General features: G+C 62.4%; 16 protein-coding genes. 12 read left to right on the top strand and 4 right to left on the bottom strand.

Annotated features, from left to right (window positions below; genetic code table 11):
• Positions 1-121: 121 nt before the first annotated feature.
• The 5 genes from AC3WKX_RS15890 (at position 122) to AC3WKX_RS15870 (ending at position 6290) form a co-directional block, all read left to right on the top strand.
• Positions 122-1357, top strand: a complete 1236-nt coding sequence (locus tag AC3WKX_RS15890; protein WP_003212857.1) for a 3-methyl-2-oxobutanoate dehydrogenase (2-methylpropanoyl-transferring) subunit alpha — start codon at positions 122-124, stop codon at positions 1355-1357.
• A 1-nt stretch (position 1358) separates the two neighbouring features.
• Entirely contained in the window at positions 1359-2417 is a 1059-nt protein-coding gene (locus AC3WKX_RS15885; protein WP_003212859.1) for an alpha-ketoacid dehydrogenase subunit beta, read from the top strand.
• On the top strand, positions 2418-3692 hold the full coding sequence (locus tag AC3WKX_RS15880; RefSeq protein ID WP_003212860.1) for a dihydrolipoamide acetyltransferase family protein: 1275 nt from the start codon (positions 2418-2420) through the stop codon (positions 3690-3692).
• A 3-nt stretch (positions 3693-3695) separates the two neighbouring features.
• Positions 3696-5075 carry a dihydrolipoyl dehydrogenase gene (gene lpdA, locus AC3WKX_RS15875; RefSeq protein ID WP_008434480.1) on the top strand — a complete coding sequence of 460 codons (1380 nt, stop codon included), beginning with the start codon at positions 3696-3698 and terminating at the stop codon, positions 5073-5075.
• A 195-nt stretch (positions 5076-5270) separates the two neighbouring features.
• A complete protein-coding gene (locus AC3WKX_RS15870) occupies positions 5271-6290 on the top strand; it encodes a branched-chain amino acid aminotransferase (protein ID WP_003212864.1) in 1020 nt (339 codons plus the stop codon).
• A gap of 140 nt (positions 6291-6430) precedes the next feature.
• On the opposite strand, the gene AC3WKX_RS15865 is transcribed toward AC3WKX_RS15870, so the two are convergent.
• Positions 6431-7327 (bottom strand): GNAT family acetyltransferase, encoded by an 897-nt coding sequence (locus tag AC3WKX_RS15865; RefSeq protein WP_008434482.1) that lies wholly within the window; start codon positions 7325-7327, stop codon positions 6431-6433.
• 278 nt (positions 7328-7605) lie between these two features.
• Here AC3WKX_RS15865 and ctlX point away from each other — a divergent pair, with 278 nt between their 5' ends.
• The 7 genes from ctlX (at position 7606) to AC3WKX_RS15830 (ending at position 13657) form a co-directional block, all read left to right on the top strand.
• Positions 7606-8532: a citrulline utilization hydrolase CtlX gene (ctlX, locus tag AC3WKX_RS15860; RefSeq protein WP_102606167.1), complete on the top strand. Its 927-nt coding sequence runs from the start codon at positions 7606-7608 to the stop codon at positions 8530-8532.
• An 11-nt stretch (positions 8533-8543) separates the two neighbouring features.
• On the top strand, positions 8544-9590 hold the full coding sequence (gene ocd, locus AC3WKX_RS15855; RefSeq protein WP_003212869.1) for an ornithine cyclodeaminase: 1047 nt from the start codon (positions 8544-8546) through the stop codon (positions 9588-9590).
• Between the two features lie 356 nt (positions 9591-9946).
• A complete protein-coding gene (locus AC3WKX_RS15850) occupies positions 9947-10726 on the top strand; it encodes an ABC transporter substrate-binding protein (RefSeq protein ID WP_003212870.1) in 780 nt (259 codons plus the stop codon).
• A gap of 160 nt (positions 10727-10886) precedes the next feature.
• Positions 10887-11588, top strand: coding sequence for an ABC transporter permease (locus AC3WKX_RS15845; protein ID WP_008434488.1), 702 nt, complete (start codon positions 10887-10889; stop codon positions 11586-11588).
• Positions 11585-12298, top strand: a complete 714-nt coding sequence (locus AC3WKX_RS15840; RefSeq protein WP_008434490.1) for an ABC transporter permease — start codon at positions 11585-11587, stop codon at positions 12296-12298. The genes AC3WKX_RS15845 and AC3WKX_RS15840 overlap by 4 nt, the downstream gene beginning before the upstream one ends.
• 3 nt (positions 12299-12301) lie before the next feature.
• The gene (locus tag AC3WKX_RS15835) at positions 12302-13147 is read left to right on the top strand and encodes an ABC transporter ATP-binding protein (RefSeq protein ID WP_256344069.1); all 846 of its coding nucleotides are present in this window, start codon (positions 12302-12304) and stop codon (positions 13145-13147) included.
• A gap of 12 nt (positions 13148-13159) precedes the next feature.
• Complete coding sequence (locus AC3WKX_RS15830) at positions 13160-13657, top strand: Lrp/AsnC family transcriptional regulator (protein WP_003208571.1); 498 nt, start codon at positions 13160-13162, stop codon at positions 13655-13657.
• 119 nt (positions 13658-13776) lie between these two features.
• Here the strand turns inward: AC3WKX_RS15830 and AC3WKX_RS15825 are convergent, their stop codons facing one another.
• The 3 genes from AC3WKX_RS15825 to AC3WKX_RS15815 all read right to left on the bottom strand — a co-directional run bounded on the left by AC3WKX_RS15825 (position 13777) and on the right by AC3WKX_RS15815 (position 17233).
• Complete coding sequence (locus AC3WKX_RS15825) at positions 13777-14610, bottom strand: TIGR03915 family putative DNA repair protein (RefSeq protein WP_003208569.1); 834 nt, start codon at positions 14608-14610, stop codon at positions 13777-13779.
• Positions 14607-15827 carry a putative DNA modification/repair radical SAM protein gene (locus AC3WKX_RS15820; protein WP_102605431.1) on the bottom strand — a complete coding sequence of 407 codons (1221 nt, stop codon included), beginning with the start codon at positions 15825-15827 and terminating at the stop codon, positions 14607-14609. Before AC3WKX_RS15820 ends, AC3WKX_RS15825 begins: the two co-directional genes overlap by 4 nt.
• A gap of 68 nt (positions 15828-15895) precedes the next feature.
• The gene (locus AC3WKX_RS15815; protein ID WP_003208565.1) at positions 15896-17233 is read right to left on the bottom strand and encodes a lysine N(6)-hydroxylase/L-ornithine N(5)-oxygenase family protein; all 1338 of its coding nucleotides are present in this window, start codon (positions 17231-17233) and stop codon (positions 15896-15898) included.
• Between the last annotated feature and the right edge of the window lie 4 nt (positions 17234-17237).

The raw sequence follows: 17237 nt of genomic DNA, 5'->3' as shown, positions 1-17237 counted from the left end.
GATAAATATTCTCCTGAGCCGAGCCTATGATTGTTGTAGGACAAGATTTCTTCTACCCGAAGAAGGACTGTCAGCTACCGCGCCCACTACAAGAAATTCACAAGATAGAGCGTAGAAAGCCATGACTCAGCAGTACGAACCACTGCGCCTGCACGTTCCCGAACCCTCGGGCCGCCCAGGCTGCAAGACCGACTTTACCTACCTGCGCCTGACTGACGCTGGCCTGGTGCGCAAACCCCCAATCGACGTAGAACCCGCCGACACCGCCGACCTGGCCAAGGGCCTGATTCGCGTGCTCGACGATCAGGGCCAGGCCCTCGGCCCATGGGCTGAAGGCGTGCCGGTGGAGATTCTGCGCAAGGGCATGCGCGCCATGCTCAAGACGCGGATCTTCGACAACCGCATGGTGGTCGCCCAGCGTCAGAAGAAGATGTCGTTCTACATGCAGAGCCTCGGCGAAGAAGCCATCGGCAGCGCCCAGGCCCTGGCCTTGAACATCGACGACATGTGCTTCCCCACCTACCGCCAGCAAAGCATCCTGATGGCCCGGGAAGTGCCGCTGGTAGACCTGATCTGCCAACTGCTGTCCAACGAGCGCGACCCGCTCAAGGGCCGCCAGTTGCCGATCATGTACTCGGTAAAAGATGCCGGCTTCTTCACGATTTCCGGCAACCTGGCCACCCAATTCGTACAAGGCGTGGGCTGGGGCATGGCCTCGGCCATCAAGGGCGATACCAAGATTGCCTCGGCCTGGATCGGCGACGGCGCCACCGCTGAGTCCGACTTCCACACCGCCCTCACCTTCGCCCACGTGTACCGGGCACCCGTGATTCTTAACGTAGTGAATAACCAGTGGGCGATCTCCACCTTCCAGGCCATTGCCGGCGGTGAAGCCACAACCTTTGCCGGACGCGGCGTGGGTTGCGGCATCGCCTCCCTGCGGGTGGACGGCAACGACTTTGTCGCGGTGTACGCCGCCTCCGCCTGGGCCGCCGAACGTGCCCGCCGCAACCTGGGCCCGACCCTGATCGAATGGGTGACCTACCGTGCCGGCCCGCACTCCACCTCCGATGACCCGTCCAAATACCGTCCCGCCGACGACTGGAGCCACTTCCCGCTGGGCGACCCGATCGCCCGCCTCAAGCAGCACCTGATCAAGATTGGTCAGTGGTCCGAAGAGGAACACGCGGCGGTCAGTGCCGAACTTGAAGCCGAAGTGCTCAAGGCCCAGAAAGAAGCCGAACAGTACGGCACCCTGGCCGGTGGCCAGATTCCAAGCGCCGCGACCATGTTCGAAGACGTTTATAAAGAGATGCCGGAGCACTTGAAGCGCCAGCGTCAAGAGTTGGGGATCTGACATGAACGATCACAACAACAATATCGAGCTGGAAACCGCCATGACCACCACGACCATGACCATGATCCAGGCCTTGCGCTCGGCCATGGATGTGATGCTTGAGCGAGACGACAATGTGGTGGTGTTCGGCCAGGACGTCGGTTACTTCGGCGGCGTGTTCCGCTGCACCGAAGGCCTGCAGAACAAGTACGGCACCTCGCGGGTGTTCGACGCACCGATCTCCGAAAGCGGGATCGTCGGCGTGGCGGTCGGCATGGGCGCCTATGGCCTGCGGCCGGTGGCCGAGATTCAGTTCGCCGACTACGTGTACCCTGCCACCGACCAGATCATTTCCGAAGCCGCCCGCCTGCGTTATCGCTCGGCCGGCCAGTTCACTGCACCGCTGACCATGCGCATGCCCTGCGGCGGCGGCATTTACGGCGGCCAGACCCACAGCCAGAGTATTGAAGCGGTGTTCACCCAGGTCTGCGGCCTGCGCACGGTGATGCCGTCCAATCCGTACGACGCCAAGGGCCTGCTGATCGCCTCCATCGAAAACGATGACCCGGTGATCTTCCTCGAACCCAAGCGCCTGTATAACGGCCCGTTCGACGGCCACCACGACCGCCCGGTAACCCCGTGGTCGAAACACCCGCAAGCGCAGGTGCCGGACGGGTACTACACCGTGCCGCTGGATGTGGCCGCCATCGCCCGCCCGGGCAAGGACGTGACGATCCTCACCTACGGCACCACGGTGTATGTGTCGCAAGTCGCCGCCGAAGAAACCGGCATCGACGCCGAAGTCATCGACCTGCGCAGCCTGTGGCCGCTGGACCTGGAAACCATCGTCAATTCCGTGAAGAAAACCCGTCGCTGCGTGATCGTTCACGAAGCCACCCGTACCTGCGGGTTCGGCGCCGAGCTGGTGGCGCTGGTGCAGGAGCATTGCTTCCACTACCTGGAAGCGCCGATCGAGCGCGTCACCGGTTGGGATACCCCGTATCCCCACGCGCAAGAGTGGGCGTATTTCCCTGGCCCGACCCGTGTGGGCGCGGCTTTGCATCGGGTTATGGAGGTCTGAATGGGCACGCACGTTATCAAGATGCCGGACATTGGCGAAGGCATCGCAGAAGTTGAATTGTCGGTATGGCACGTCAAGGTCGGCGACCTGGTGGTAGAAGACCAGGTGCTGGCGGACGTGATGACCGACAAGGCCATGGTGGACATTCCGTCGCCGGTGCACGGCAAGGTGATTTCCCTCGGCGGCGAGCCGGGGGAAGTCATGGCGGTGGGCAGTGTTTTGATCAGTATCGAGGTGGAAGGCGCGGGCAATACCCGGGAATCGGCAGTGGTTGAAGACCTCGCGCCGGTACCCGCACCGGCGCCGAAAGTTGAAGCCAAGGCCGCGCCCGTGGTTGAGCCCAAGCCGGCAGCCAAACCTGCGGTGGCGGCTGCGCAAGCGCCCGTGGCCCGCGAGGCCGATGACCGCCCGCTGGCCTCCCCGGCCGTGCGCAAACATGCGCTGGATGCTGGCATCCAGCTACGACTGGTCCAGGGCTCAGGCCCGGCTGGCCGGATTCTGCATGAAGATCTGGACGCTTACTTGCTCCAGGGTCCGGCGAAAAATTCCGGGGCCTCCAACCCGTACGCCGAACGCAACGACGAGCAGCAAATCCCGGTGATCGGCATGCGCCGCAAGATCGCCCAGCGCATGCAGGACGCCACCCGGCGCGCCGCGCATTTCAGCTATGTGGAAGAGATCGACGTCACGGCCCTCGATGAGTTGCGCGTGCACCTCAACGAGAAACACGGCGCTACCCGCGGCAAGCTGACGCTGCTGCCGTTCCTGGTGCGGGCCATGGTCGTCGCATTGCGCGACTATCCGCAGATCAACGCGCGTTATGACGACGAAGCCCAGGTCATCACCCGCCTCGGCGCGGTGCATGTGGGTGTCGCCACCCAGAGCGATGTCGGCCTGATGGTGCCGGTGGTGCGTCACGCCGAAGCCCGCGACCTGTGGGGCACGGCGCAAGAAATCAATCGCTTGGCGAATGCGGCGCGCAATGGCAAGGCCAGTCGCGATGAGCTGTCGGGCTCGAGCATCACCCTGACCAGCCTCGGTGCGTTGGGCGGGATTGTCAGCACCCCGGTGCTGAACCTGCCGGAAGTGGCCATCGTCGGGGTCAACCGCATTGTCGAGCGGCCGATGGTGATCAAGGGCCAGATCGTGATCCGCAAGATGATGAACCTCTCCAGCTCCTTCGATCACCGGGTGGTCGATGGCATGGACGCGGCGCAATTCATCCAGGCCATCCGTGGCCTGCTCGAACAACCCGCCAGCCTGTTCCTGGAGTAACCCATGTCTCAAACATTGCACACCACGCTGCTGATCATCGGCGGCGGGCCTGGCGGTTACGTGGCAGCGATTCGCGCCGGCCAGCTGGGCATCCCGACCATCCTGGTGGAAGGCCAATCGCTGGGCGGCACCTGCCTGAACATCGGCTGCATTCCGTCCAAGGCGCTGATCCATGTCGCCGAACAGTTCCAGCAAACCGTGCACCACAGCCAGGGTTCGCCGTTGGGTATCGAAGTCGATGTGCCGACCCTGGACATCGGCAAAAGCGTTGAATGGAAAGACGGCATCGTCGACCGCCTGACCACCGGCGTTGCCGCGCTGCTGAAAAAACACAAGGTCCAGGTCATCCAGGGCTGGGCCAAGGTCGTGGACGGCAAGACCGTCGATGTCGGCGACCAGCGCATCCAGTGTGAACACCTGTTGCTGGCCACCGGCTCGAAAAGTGTCAACCTGCCGATGCTGCCGATTGGCGGGCCGATCATCTCCTCCACCGAAGCCCTGGCGCCGAAACGCATCCCGAAACGCTTGATCGTGGTGGGCGGCGGCTACATTGGCCTGGAATTGGGGATTGCCTATCGCAAGCTCGGTGCCGAGGTCAGCGTTGTTGAGGCCCAGGACCGGATTTTGCCGGCCTACGACGCCGAACTGACCCAACCGGTGGCCGAATCCCTGAAGCAACTGGGGGTGAAGGTGTTCCTCAAACACAGCGTCACCGGTTTCGAGAACAATACCCTGCAAGTGCGCGACCCCAGCGGCGAGACGCTGTCGCTGGAAACCGACCAGGTGTTGGTTGCCGTTGGTCGCAAACCCAACACCCAGGGCTGGAACCTCGAAGCCTTGAACCTGGACATGAACGGCTCGGCGATCAAGATCGACAGCCGTTGCCAGACCAGCATGCGCAATGTGTGGGCCATCGGCGACCTCAGCGGTGAACCGATGCTCGCCCACCGGGCCATGGCCCAGGGCGAAATGGTCGCCGAACTGATCAGCGGTAAATCCCGCGAATTCAACCCGGCCGCGATCCCGGCGGTGTGCTTCACCGACCCGGAACTGGTAGTGGTCGGCAAGACCCCGGACGAAGCCAGGGCGGCCGGGCTGGACTGCATCGTGTCGAGCTTCCCGTTCGCCGCCAATGGCCGGGCCATGACCCTGGAGTCGAAAACCGGCTTCGTGCGGGTAGTGGCGCGCCGCGACAATCACCTGATCGTCGGCTGGCAGGCGGTAGGCGTTGGCGTCTCGGAACTGTCCACGGCCTTCGGCCTGAGCCTGGAAATGGGTTCACGCCTGGAAGACGTGGCGGGCACCATCCACGCCCACCCGACCCTCGGCGAAGCGGTACAGGAAGCAGCCCTGCGGGCCCTGGGGCATGCATTGCATCTATAAAATGGCGAAGTTCAAATGTGGGAGCGGGCTTGCTCGCGAAAGCGGTGGATCAGCACCGAATGCATCGAATGACACGCCGCATTCGCGAGCAAGCCCGCTCCCACACAAGCCAAGAATGAAGTATTGTTGCGCCCATCCAGAAATAAACCATAAGCCTGCCTTCGACCAGGCGGTTGACAAAAGATAGAGGGTGTCATGGGTAACGAAAGCATCAATTGGGACAAGCTGGGTTTTGACTACATCAAGACCGACAAGCGTTTCCTCCAGACCTGGAAAGACGGCGAGTGGCAAAAAGGCACCCTGACCGACGACAACGTGCTGCACATCAGCGAGGGCTCCACCGCCCTGCACTACGGCCAGCAATGCTTTGAAGGCCTCAAGGCCTACCGCTGCAAGGACGGTTCGATCAACCTGTTCCGCCCCGACCAGAATGCCGCGCGCATGCAGCGCAGCTGTGGCCGCCTGCTGATGCCACAAGTGCCGACCGACGCCTTCATCGAAGCCTGCAAGGAAGTGGTCCGCGCCAACGAGCGGTTCATCCCGCCGTACGGCACCGGCGGCGCGCTGTACCTGCGCCCGTTCGTGATCGGCACCGGTGACAACATCGGCGTGCGCACCGCGCCGGAATTCATCTTCTCGATCTTCTGCATCCCGGTCGGCGCCTACTTCAAGGGCGGCCTGACCCCGCACAACTTCCTGATCTCCGGTTACGACCGTGCGGCTCCCAACGGCACCGGCGCAGCCAAGGTCGGTGGCAACTACGCCGCCAGCCTGATGCCCGGTTCCCTGGCGAAAAAAGCCAACTTCGCCGACTGCATCTACCTCGACCCGGCCACCCACTCGAAGATCGAAGAAGTCGGCTCGGCCAACTTCTTCGGGATCACCCACGACAACAAGTTCGTCACCCCGAACTCGCCGTCGGTGTTGCCAGGCATCACCCGCCTGTCGCTGATCGAGCTGGCAAAATCGCGCCTGGGCCTGGAAGTGGTTGAAGGCGACGTGCTGATCGACAAGCTGTCGGACTTCAAGGAAGCCGGCGCCTGCGGCACCGCCGCCGTGATCACCCCGATCGGCGGCATCGAGTACAAAGACAAGCTGCACGTGTTCTACAGCGAAAAAGAAGTCGGCCCGGTCACCCAGAAGCTCTACAAAGAGCTGACTGGCGTACAGTCCGGCGACGTCGAAGCGCCTGAGGGCTGGATCGTCAAGGTCTAAGCAACACTGCAAAACCAAACTGTGGGAGCGGGCTTGCTCGCGAATACGGAGTGTCAGTCGACAGATTTATTGACTGATACACCGCATTCGCGAGCAAGCCCGCTCCCACATTTGGTTTCCAGCGTTTGGAAAACCGGGCTTCAGGCCTTATCCATCGGGATGTTTTCCAGGATCTTCTTGCCCATGCTGATCCGCGGCTCCGCGCCATAACCCAGCGCCTCATAAAACCCCATCACCGCGTCATTGCCACTGGTGATCTGCAGGTTGATCTTCATGCAACCCAGCGCCGTCAACGCCTGCTCCGCATGCCGCACCAACGAGGCGCCCAGGCCCTGGCGGCGATAGTCGTTGTGCACCGCCACTGAATACAACCAGCCACGATGCCCGTCGTAGCCGGCGAGGATAGTGCCGATCACCGCCTTCTTGTCGGTGGCCACGAAGAACAACCCATCGTTGACCGCCAGCTTCTTGTCGATCGCCAGGCTCGGCAGGTTATGCGCCGCGTCATAACCAAACGCCGCCTGCCACAACGCCACCACCTGCGCCCGATGGGCCCGATCGCGATAGACGCCGATGGGATGGCGGGATGACAACGCCTTCTCCATCACCAGCGTGCGCTCATTGCCATGGTAGACATCGCGCACCGTGTGGAAACCGAGCTTGGTGTAGAACGGCTCTGCCGTCAGCGAAGACGGCACATGCAACAAGGTCACCCCGGCTTCCCGGGCACGCAGCTCGATTTCAATCATCAGCAAGCGCCCGATGCCCTGCCCTTGCAGCGCCGGATTGACGAAGACCGAGCGCACCACATTGGCGTCAAGTGCCGCCGTGGCAACGATCACCTCATCCTGAATAGCCACCAGCACCGTTCGACGCGCGAGCAACGCCACGACAGCCTCGGGAGTAAAGTTGCTCGCCACCCGCGCAATCACATCCGCCGGATAATCCCGGGCGTTGCTGTCATGCAGGGCCGCCAGGATGACCTGGCTGATGCCCTCGGCATCGGTAGTTTGGGCGAGACGAACTTCAGTGGGCATGGTTTCTCCATCCAGACAAAAAACCTCAGGCAACACAATACCAATGTGGGAGCGGGCTTGCTCGCGAAGGCGGTGTATCAGCCACCGAATTTATTAACTGACCCACCGCTTTCGCGAGCAATCCCACATTTTGATCTCCACTCACCTCCACAGCCGATTCGGCTGCCCCACCCCACTTTTCAGCTTTCCCGGCTGAGCCACCCCCTCAGTTCAGCCGGGATTCTTCCTTCACACCGCACAAAATAGCCTCACTGCCCAACCCATGGACCCGTGCCCCCATGCAAACCACCAACACTGTCCTGATGATCCGCCCGGCGCACTTCGCCTTCAACCCGGACACCGCGATCAACAACCGCTTCCAGCGCGCGCCGCTCGACCCATTGGCCGCACAGCAGAAAGCGCTGGAAGAGTTCGACGGCTACGTCGACACCCTGCGCCACCACGGCGTGGAAGTGCTGGTGGTACAAGACACCCCCGCTCCCCATACCCCGGATTCGATCTTCCCCAACAACTGGTGGAGCAGCCACGCCGACGGCAGCCTGGTGCTGTATCCGATGGAAGGCCGGAACCGACGACTGGAACGCGACAAAGGCGTGCTGCAAGTGCTGGAGCAACGCTTCGCGATCCACAACACCATCGACTTCAGCCACCTCGAACAACAGAACATGTTCCTCGAAGGCACCGGCAGCATGGTCCTCGACCGCCAGCACCGCATCAGCTACGCCTGCCATTCCGGGCGTACCCATCAGGATGCCCTCCGCCAGTTCGCCGAACGCCTTGACTACCAGCTCTGCGTATTCCACGCCGTCGACCGCCACCACGCGCCGATCTACCACAGCAACGTGATGATGAGTGTCGGTCGGGACCTCTCCGTGGTGTGCCTGCAAGCCCTGCCCGATGACCGCGAGCGCCAGGCCCTTGAACGCTCCCTGCGCGATACCGGCAAAGACATCGTCGCCCTGGACTTCGACCAGCTGGAAGCCTTCGCCGGCAACATGCTCGAAGTCCATGACCGCGACGGCCAGCCGCTGCTGGTGATGTCGGCCAGCGCCTGGGGCTCGCTCAAGCCCGCCCAGCGCCAGCACGTGGAGCGCCACACCCGGCCGGTGGTGGTGAACATCGACAACATCGAACGCATCGGCGGCGGCAGTGCCCGCTGCATGTTGGCGGAAGTACATCTGCCCGCCCGCCCCTCATTTCAATAAGGAGTCTTCCCATGACCCGCTATATCGACGTCAACGACTTGAGCTACCTGGTTTCGCAAAAAGGCCTGCAAACCTGCATTACCGAGATGGCCGAGTACATCCGCGCCGACTACCTGCGCTGGCAGGACTTTGAAAAATGCGCGCGCCTGGCCAACCATTCCCCCGAGGGCGTGATCGAGCTGATGCCGGTGTCCGACGCGTCGCTGTACGCCTTCAAATACGTGAACGGCCACCCGAAAAACACCCAGAGCGGCATGCTCACCGTCATGGCCTTCGGCGCCCTGGGTGATGTGGACACCGGCAAACCGGTGCTGCTGGCGGAAATGACCCTGACCACCGCGATCCGCACGGCCGCCACCTCGGCCCTAGTGGCGCGCTACCTGGCCCGGGACAACAGCCGCAGCATGGCGCTGATCGGCAACGGCTCCCAGAGTGAGTTCCAGGCCCTGGCCTTCCACGCGATGCTGGGCATCACTGAAATCCGCCTGTTCGACATCGACGCCAAGGCCACCGCCAAACTGGCCGCCAACCTCAAAGCCTTCCCGGCGATCAAGGTGATCCTGGCAGGCAGCGTGGCCGAAGCCGTGAAAGGCGCCGACATCGTCACCACCGTCACCGCCGACAAGGCCTACGCCACCATCCTCACGGACGAGATGATCGAACCGGGCATGCACCTGAATGCCGTCGGTGGCGACTGCCCCGGCAAGACCGAACTGGACCGACGAATCGTCGAACGGGCCCGCGTGATTGTCGAGTACGAGCCACAAAGCCGCATCGAAGGCGAAATCCAGCACATGCCGGAAGATTCGCCGGTCACCGAGCTGTGGCAAGTGATCAACGGCCAGGCGCCAGGCCGCGAAAACGCGCGCCAGGTCACCCTGTTCGACTCGGTAGGTTTTGCCATCGAAGACTACTCCGCCCTGCGTTACGTACTGGACGTGGCCAAGGCGCTGGACGTGGGCAGCGAACTGGAACTGGTGCCGGACCTTGCCGACCCCAAGGACCTGTTTGCCCGCCTGGCCCAAGCACCGGTGGCACAGCAGAAAAAGCGCGCCTGAGACCGCTCTGGCCTGCCGCTTTGCGTGAAAGGCAGGCCGGAAAAACCCGGTCAACAAGCCGATTCAGCGGGTGCCGCAGCCGTTTCCGCTGTGACCCGCGTTTTAACAGCACATTCCGCCCGCCGCGGCAGGGGTAAACGACACAAAAAACGCACCATCTTGAAGCATTCTCTCTGACAACAAACAGCCCAATGTGGCGAGGGAGCTTGCTCCCGCTGGAGTGCGTAGCGCTCCCGGGATTTTGGGGCCGCTGCGCAGCCCAGCGGGAGCAAGCTCCCTCGCCACAAAAAGCCTCTTCACCTTAGCGTCCCGTTTTCTACTGCCCTGACATCAATTACAAAATATAGGGAATACACATGACTCCGCTCCGATCACTTTTCGCTGCGCTGCTCCTGCCATTGGCCGCAACCGCTGCCCAGGCTCAGGAATGGAAAGAAATCCGCTTTGGGGTTTTCCCCGAATACCCACCGTTTGAATCCGTCGCCGCCGACGGCAGCCTGCAAGGTTTCGACATCGACCTGGGCAACGCCATCTGCGCCAAGCTGGAAGTCAAATGCGTGTGGGTCCACAACGAATTCGACGGCATGATCCCGGCCCTGCGCGCCCGCAAGTTCGACGCCATCATGTCCTCCATGGCCGTGACCCCGGCCCGCCAGAAAGTCATCGACTTCAGCGACCGGCTGTTCCTCAGCCCGACCTCGGTGATCACCCGCAAAAGCGCCGACTTCGGCGACACCCCCGAATCCCTGAAAGGCAAACAGGTCGGCGTGCTGCAAGGCTCGCTGCAGGAAGCCTACGCCCGTGCGCACCTGGCCAAGCTCGGCGCGCAGATCAAGGCGTACCAGTCCCAGGAACAGAACTACGCCGACCTGCAAAACGGTCGCCTCGACGCCACCCTCACCGACAAGCTCGAAGCCCAGCTCAACTTCCTGTCCAAGCCTGAAGGTGCCGACTTCAAGACCGGCCCGGCCTTCAAGGACCCGACCCTGCCGCTCGACATCGCCATGGGCCTGCGCAAGAACGACAAGGACCTGGTGGAGCTGATCAACAAAGGCATCGCCGCCGTCCAGGCCGATGGCACCTACACACAGATCCAGAAGAAATACTTCGGCGATCAGGATATCTACAACGAGTAACGCCTCATGTGGGAGCGAGCTTGTGTGGGAGCGCGCTTGCTCGCGAAAGCGGTGGGTCAGTCACACATGTATTGACTGAAACGCTGTCTTCGCGAGCAAGCCCGCTCCCACACAAGCTCGCTCCCACAGTAAAACTCTGCGCCCCATCGAGATACTTCCCATGAATGAACTCCTCAACTTGCAAGGCTTCGGCCCGCTGCTGGCCCAGGGTGCCTGGATGACGGTCAAGCTGGCGTTCCTGGCGCTGCTGCTGAGCCTGTCCCTGGGACTGCTCGCCGCCGCCGCCAAGCTCTCCAGCGTCAAGCTGCTGCGGGTTCCGGCCACGCTCTACACCACGCTGATTCGCAGCGTGCCGGACCTGGTGCTGATCCTGCTGATTTTCTACAGCCTGCAACTGTGGCTGAACGACCTGAGTGAAATGCTCGGCTGGGCCTACTTCGAAATCGACCCGTTCACCGCCGGTGTCATCACCCTCGGTTTTATCTACGGTGCGTATTTCACCGAAAACTTTCGCGGGGCGATTCTCAGCGTGCCCGCCGGCCAACTCGAAGCCGCCACCGCCTACGGCCTGAGCCGCTGGCAGCGCTTTCGCCTGGTGCTGTTCCCGCAACTGATGCGCTTTGCCCTGCCGGGCCTGGGCAACAACTGGCTGGTGCTGCTCAAGTCCACCGCGCTGGTGTCGATCATCGGCCTGTCAGACCTGGTCAAGGCCGCACAAAACGCCGGCAAGACCACCAATGACCCGCTGTATTTCCTGATCCTCGCGGGCCTGGTGTACCTGGTGATCACCACCCTCTCCAACCGCATCTTCAAACGCCTGGAACGGCGCTACAACGTGGGCATCAAGGGGATGGTGCGATGATCGAACTGATCCAGCAATACGGCCTGGCCTACCTGTTCACCGACGGTAACGGCTTTTCCGGGGTGGCGATGACCCTGTGGCTCTTCATTATCTCGGTGGTGCTGGGCTTCTTTCTGTCGATCCCGCTGGCGATCGCGCGGGTCTCGGAACACTTCTGGATTCGCTGGCCAGTGGAGGTCTACACCTACCTGTTTCGCGGCACGCCGCTGTATATCCAGTTGCTGATTTGCTACACCGGCCTCTACGGCCTGGACGTGGTGCAGGACAACGCCCTGCTCAACCAGTTTTTTCGCAATGCACTGAACTGCACGCTGCTGGCGTTTGTACTGAACACGTGCGCCTACACCGTGGAAATCTTTGCCGGGGCGATTCGCAACATCCCCCACGGCGAGATCGAAGCCGCCAAGGCCTACGGCCTGCATGGCTGGCGCCTGAACCTGTTTGTGGTAGTGCCCGCCGCACTGCGTCGCGCACTGCCGGCCTACAGCAATGAAATGATCCTGATGCTGCACGCCACGTCCCTGGCGTTCACCGCCACCATTGCCGACATCCTCAAGGTGGCCCGCGACGCCAACGCCGAGACGTTCCTGACGTTCCAGGCCTTCGGCATCGCCGCCCTGTTGTACATGCTGCTGTCCTTTGCACTGGTGGGCCTGTTTCGACTGGCCGAACGTCGCTGGATGCGTTTTCTTGTTCCTACCCGAGGCTAACCCATGAATCAGTCCGCGCAGGCCCTGGCCGCTTATCCCACCGATGTACGCCCCGCTACCCAGCCGGTCGCCGTGGCCGAAAACGCCAACGTCAAACTCCAGGTCGAAGGCCTGCACAAACGCTATGGCGAGCATGAGGTGCTCAAGGGCGTTTCACTGAACGCGCGCAACGGCGACGTGATCAGCCTGATCGGCGCCAGCGGCTCCGGCAAGAGCACGATGCTGCGCTGCATCAACTTCCTCGAACAGCCGGACGCCGGGGTTATCACTCTCGATGGCATCAGCATCGAAATGCAGCAAGGCCGCGCCGGCACGCGCGCGCCGCACCAGGCGCAATTGCAGAACCTGCGCACCCGCCTGGCCATGGTGTTCCAGCACTTCAACCTGTGGAGCCACATGACCGTGCTGGAAAACATCACCATGGCGCCGCGCCGGGTGCTGGGGGTGAGCGCCGCCGAGGCGGAAAAACGCGCACGCCTGTACCTCGACAAGGTCGGCCTGCCGGGCCGGGTGGCGGACCAATACCCGGCATTCCTCTCCGGCGGCCAGCAACAGCGCGTGGCCATCGCCCGGGCCCTGGCGATGGAACCGGAGATCATTCTGTTCGACGAACCCACTTCGGCCCTCGACCCTGAACTTGTAGGAGAAGTGCTCAAAGTCATACAGACGTTGGCGGAGGAAGGTCGTACCATGCTCATGGTCACCCACGAAATGGGCTTTGCCCGCCAGGTGTCCAGCCAAGTGCTGTTCCTGCATCAGGGCCGCGTCGAGGAACAAGGCGCAGCGGATATCCTCGACCAGCCGAACAGCGAACGCTTGCAGCAATTTCTTTCCAACCGATTGAAGTGAACACCACACACCATGGATACCAAGGCCACCGGACCGAACGCCTCACCTGTGCTGGACCGCATCGATGAAGCCATCATCGACGTGTTACGGCACCAGGGACGCATCACCTACGAAAAACTCTCGTCGCTGGTGCACCTGACGCCCAGGCCGTGCCTGGAACGGGTGCGCAAGCTGGAACGACGCGGGGTCATCCGGGGTTATGGGGCGATCATCGACGTGCAGATGGTCTCGCCGGGGCTGTCACTGCTGGTGCTGGTGGCCCTCTCCAACCAGAGCGGGCGCTCGGCGCAGAAGGCGTTCGAGGCATGTGTCAAAGCCTGCCCGCAAGTGTTCGAGTGCCAGTTGATCAGCGGGCCGTTCGACTACAGCCTGCGCATGCGCTGCCGGGACATGGAGCACTACCGCGTGCTGACGGAAACCTGGCTGAACAATGATGAATTGCACATCGATAAATTGGTGGCGCATCCCGAGCTGGCGGTCGTAAAAAACACCGCCACCGAACTGGCCTGAATCCGCCCCTACAGGCAATAGAGATCAAATGTGGGAGCGGGCTTGCTCGCGAATGCGGTGTGTCAGCAGCACATCCAGCGACTGATACACCGCATTCGCGAGCAAGCCCGCTCCCACATTTAACCGTGCCCGCTTGAAATTCGCTTGCCTGGACGCGCCCCAATCATCTTCGCCTGCCCATCCCGCTGCTTGCCCGTGCGCGCCTCGCTGATCAGCCCCGGAATCAACTTGCCCTCCGGCAGATTCTTCCAGAACCGGCTCGGCAAATGCCCTTCCATCACCTTCGGATTCAACCGCGCCGGGTTAAAGATATGGCTGTAGTACGTCAACCACATCGCACTGTGGGGATCCTCGACATTCTGCGCCAACGCCTGCCATTCCACTGGGCATTGCCGCTGGTGAATCAACTGCTCCCCGTCGTAATAAACCCCATCCAGGGGCGTGGCGATCATCCAGCGATGACGCCCCATGCGCCCGACAAAATGCTGGCTGGCCACCTTCAAGATGTCGTGGGCCGGCTCATGCCACGCCACGTACTCCGGCAACTGCGGCCCCGCCTCTGCCGGCAATGCGATAAACCGCACAAACGCATGCAGGTGATGGGCCTCGCGCTGCACCTGCTTGATCCGCCGCTGCAATTCGCTGCCCAGCTTGTCCCCCGACATCATCGCCGTGCGGTCCCCATGGCTGACGCGCCACAGCACCTCATACAACAGGCTCCAGCGCTGTTCACCGTGATAACACGCGGCAGACTCCAGCAGCTCCAGCAGCGCCTTGGGAATCCGCGCCTGGAACGGCCCGCACTCGGCCGGGTACTGCTCGTCGGTGGCAAACAGGTCCGCCACCTCGGCCACGCCCCAACTCACGTGGCTGGGGTCGATCTGATGGCTGAGCAACCAGCGCGCCTGCTCGCGCCAGGTGCTGAACAGGTTGTCGCATTCCAGGCTGATCATCCCCACAGCCCCATTTGCTGCGGCTGCGGGCGGTCGCGCAGTTGTTCGCGCAGCAGCACGCTGGTGCTTTCCGCTTGCTGCGGGTGGTAGTCGCTGGTGATGAAAAACGGCTTGGCCTTGGTCAGCACACACCGCATGCGCGCCAGGTCTTCGAAGCGGATCTTGCGCTGGCGACGCAGGTCCACCAGCCGCTGGGTGGTGCGCAGGCCAATTCCGGGAATGCGCGCAATAAGCGTCGGCTCGGCCCGGTTCAAGTCCAGCGGGAACACCTCGCGGTGCTCCAGCGCCCAGGCCAGCTTGGGGTCGATATCCAGGGCCAGGTCGCCCGGCCCTTCAAACAGTTCATTGGCGCTGAACCCGTATCTGCGCAACAGGAAATCCGCCTGGTACAAGCGGTGCTCGCGCATCAGCGGCGGCGCGGCCAGGGGCACGCTTTTCGGGCTGTTGGGGATCGGGCTGAACGCCGAGTAATACACCCGGCGCAGTTTGAAATTGCCGTACAACGCCTCGGCGCTGTGGAGGATGGTGCTGTCGTCGGTGTCATCGGCGCCGACGATCATCTGCGTGCTCTGCCCGGCCGGCGCGAAACGCGGCGCGCGGGGTTCGTTGAGCACCGTCTGCTCACCGGTATAGATGGTTTGCATGGCCTGCTTGATCGAGACGATCTGCTTCTCGGGCGCCAGGGTTTGCAGGCTCTTGTCCGTTGGCAACTCGATATTCACGCTGAGGCGATCGGCATACCGCCCCGCCTCGGCAATCAGTGCCGGGTCGGCTTCGGGAATGGTCTTGAGGTGGATGTAGCCGCGAAAGTCATGCTCTTCGCGCAGGAGTTTGGCGACCCGCACCAGCTGCTCCATGGTGTAGTCGGCCGAACGGATGATGCCGGAGCTGAGAAACAGCCCGCTGACGCAGTTGCGCCGGTAAAAGTCGAGGGTCAGGGTCACCACCTCCTCCGGGCTGAAGCGTGCACGGGGCACGTCGCTGGAGCGGCGGTTGACGCAGTATTGGCAGTCGTAGAGGCAGAAGTTGGTCAGCAGCACCTTGAGCAACGACACGCAGCGACCGTCGGGCGTGTAGCTGTGGCAGATGCCCATGCCATCGGTGGAACCCAGCCCCGCCTTGCCTTCCGAGCTGCGCTTGGGCGCACCGCTGCTGGCGCAGGACGCGTCGTACTTGGCGGCGTCGGCGAGGATGCTGAGTTTTTCGATCAACTGCATGGGGCTTCTACCGATACTGGTTTTTTGTACAGTATCAGTAGCCGCCCCCGCGGTTCAAGTGCAGCCTGTCAGCTGGCGGTGGCCAGCAACACGTCCTGCACCGAACGGCTCTTGCCGCGGCTGCGGTCGTGTTCGTACAGCGACGCGGCAATCTCGTCGGCACGGATCGGCAGGATCGACAGCAAGGTATCGCTCAGGCCATGGCTGGCCTGGCTGAAGCCCTGCATGTAGATGCCGGCCTTGCAGCGCTCGTCGGTGACGATGCGGTAGTCGCGGCTGACTTCAAAGTCGCCCATATAGTCGGCCAACGGTGCGAGCAACTGACGATGCATCTGACGCTCGTAACCGGTGGCCAGTACGACGGCATCGTAATGGTTGAGGCTGGTTTCGCCGGTGGCGTTGTTGCGCAGCGCCAACTCCACACCCAGCGGCCCGGCCGTGGCTTTTTCCACGGTGGTCAGGGTACGGAACGCGTGACGGGCAATGCCGGAGACTTTCTGGCGGTAGAAGATCCCGTAGATGCGCTCGATCAGGTCCAGGTCCACCACCGAATAGTTGGTGTTGTGGTACTCGTTGACCAGGCGCTCGCGTTCGCTGCCGTTCTGCTGGAACACCAGGTCGGTGAACTCCGGCGAGAACACTTCGTTGACGAACGGGCTGTCATCCGCAGGCTTGAGGGCCGAGCCGCGCAGGATCATGTCGACCTGCACCGACGGGAAGCTGTCGTTGAGGTCGATAAACGCCTCGGCTGCGCTCTGGCCACCACCGATGATCGCGATGCGCATCGGCTTGCCGTCGACACACGGTTGCTGAGCCATGCGTTCCAGGTACTGGGAGTGATGGAACACCCGACCGTCATCCTTGAGCGCCTTGAACGACGCCGGAATACGCGGCGTACCACCGGCGCTGACCACCACCGAGCGGGTGGTGCGCACGTGCTGTTCACCCTGGGCGTCCCGGGAAATCACCCGCAGCGCCTCTACCTGCTGCTGATGCAGGATCGGCTCGATGGCCAGCACTTCCTCGCCGTAGCGGCTTTGCGCCTGGAACTGCCCGGAGACCCAGCGCAGGTAGTCGTTGTACTCCATGCGGCACGGATAGAAGGTACCCAGGTTGATGAAATCCACCAGGCGCCCGTGGGCCTTCAGGTAATTGACGAAGGAATAAGGGCTGGTGGGATTGCGCAGGGTCACCAGGTCCTTGAGGAAGGAAATCTGCAATTCACTCTGGGTGACCAGGGTGTTGCCGTGCCAGCGGTAGTCGGCCTGTTTGTCGAGGAACAGCACGTCCAGTTTGCCCTGGGCTTTCTCGCGTTCCTGCAGGGCGATGGCCAGCGCCAGGTTCGAAGGGCCGAACCCGATACCGATCAGGTCGTGAACGGCGGGCGATGCAATTGCCTGTGTCATTCCA

The sequence above is a fragment of the Pseudomonas sp. GP01-A4 genome, from assembly GCF_058780865.1.
The sequence above is the reverse complement of the archived record's forward strand: the minus strand, read 5'-3'. Positions and strand labels throughout refer to the sequence as shown.

Excerpts from the sequence above, each read along its gene's own strand:
- AC3WKX_RS15890 (WP_003212857.1), top strand. The coding sequence starts at position 122 with ATGACTCAGCAGTACGAACCACTGCGCCTGCACGTTCCCGAACCCTCG.
- AC3WKX_RS15820 (WP_102605431.1), bottom strand. The coding sequence starts at position 15,827 with ATGCAGTTGATCGAAAAACTCAGCATCCTCGCCGACGCCGCCAAGTAC.
- AC3WKX_RS15850 (WP_003212870.1), top strand. The coding sequence starts at position 9,947 with ATGACTCCGCTCCGATCACTTTTCGCTGCGCTGCTCCTGCCATTGGCC.
- AC3WKX_RS15815 (WP_003208565.1), bottom strand. The coding sequence starts at position 17,233 with ATGACACAGGCAATTGCATCGCCCGCCGTTCACGACCTGATCGGTATC.
- AC3WKX_RS15825 (WP_003208569.1), bottom strand. The coding sequence starts at position 14,610 with ATGATCAGCCTGGAATGCGACAACCTGTTCAGCACCTGGCGCGAGCAG.
- AC3WKX_RS15880 (WP_003212860.1), top strand. The coding sequence starts at position 2,418 with ATGGGCACGCACGTTATCAAGATGCCGGACATTGGCGAAGGCATCGCA.
- AC3WKX_RS15870 (WP_003212864.1), top strand. The coding sequence starts at position 5,271 with ATGGGTAACGAAAGCATCAATTGGGACAAGCTGGGTTTTGACTACATC.
- AC3WKX_RS15865 (WP_008434482.1), bottom strand. The coding sequence starts at position 7,327 with ATGCCCACTGAAGTTCGTCTCGCCCAAACTACCGATGCCGAGGGCATC.
- AC3WKX_RS15830 (WP_003208571.1), top strand. The coding sequence starts at position 13,160 with ATGGATACCAAGGCCACCGGACCGAACGCCTCACCTGTGCTGGACCGC.
- AC3WKX_RS15885 (WP_003212859.1), top strand. The coding sequence starts at position 1,359 with ATGAACGATCACAACAACAATATCGAGCTGGAAACCGCCATGACCACC.
- AC3WKX_RS15845 (WP_008434488.1), top strand. The coding sequence starts at position 10,887 with ATGAATGAACTCCTCAACTTGCAAGGCTTCGGCCCGCTGCTGGCCCAG.
- lpdA (WP_008434480.1), top strand. The coding sequence starts at position 3,696 with ATGTCTCAAACATTGCACACCACGCTGCTGATCATCGGCGGCGGGCCT.
- AC3WKX_RS15840 (WP_008434490.1), top strand. The coding sequence starts at position 11,585 with ATGATCGAACTGATCCAGCAATACGGCCTGGCCTACCTGTTCACCGAC.
- ctlX (WP_102606167.1), top strand. The coding sequence starts at position 7,606 with ATGCAAACCACCAACACTGTCCTGATGATCCGCCCGGCGCACTTCGCC.
- ocd (WP_003212869.1), top strand. The coding sequence starts at position 8,544 with ATGACCCGCTATATCGACGTCAACGACTTGAGCTACCTGGTTTCGCAA.
- AC3WKX_RS15835 (WP_256344069.1), top strand. The coding sequence starts at position 12,302 with ATGAATCAGTCCGCGCAGGCCCTGGCCGCTTATCCCACCGATGTACGC.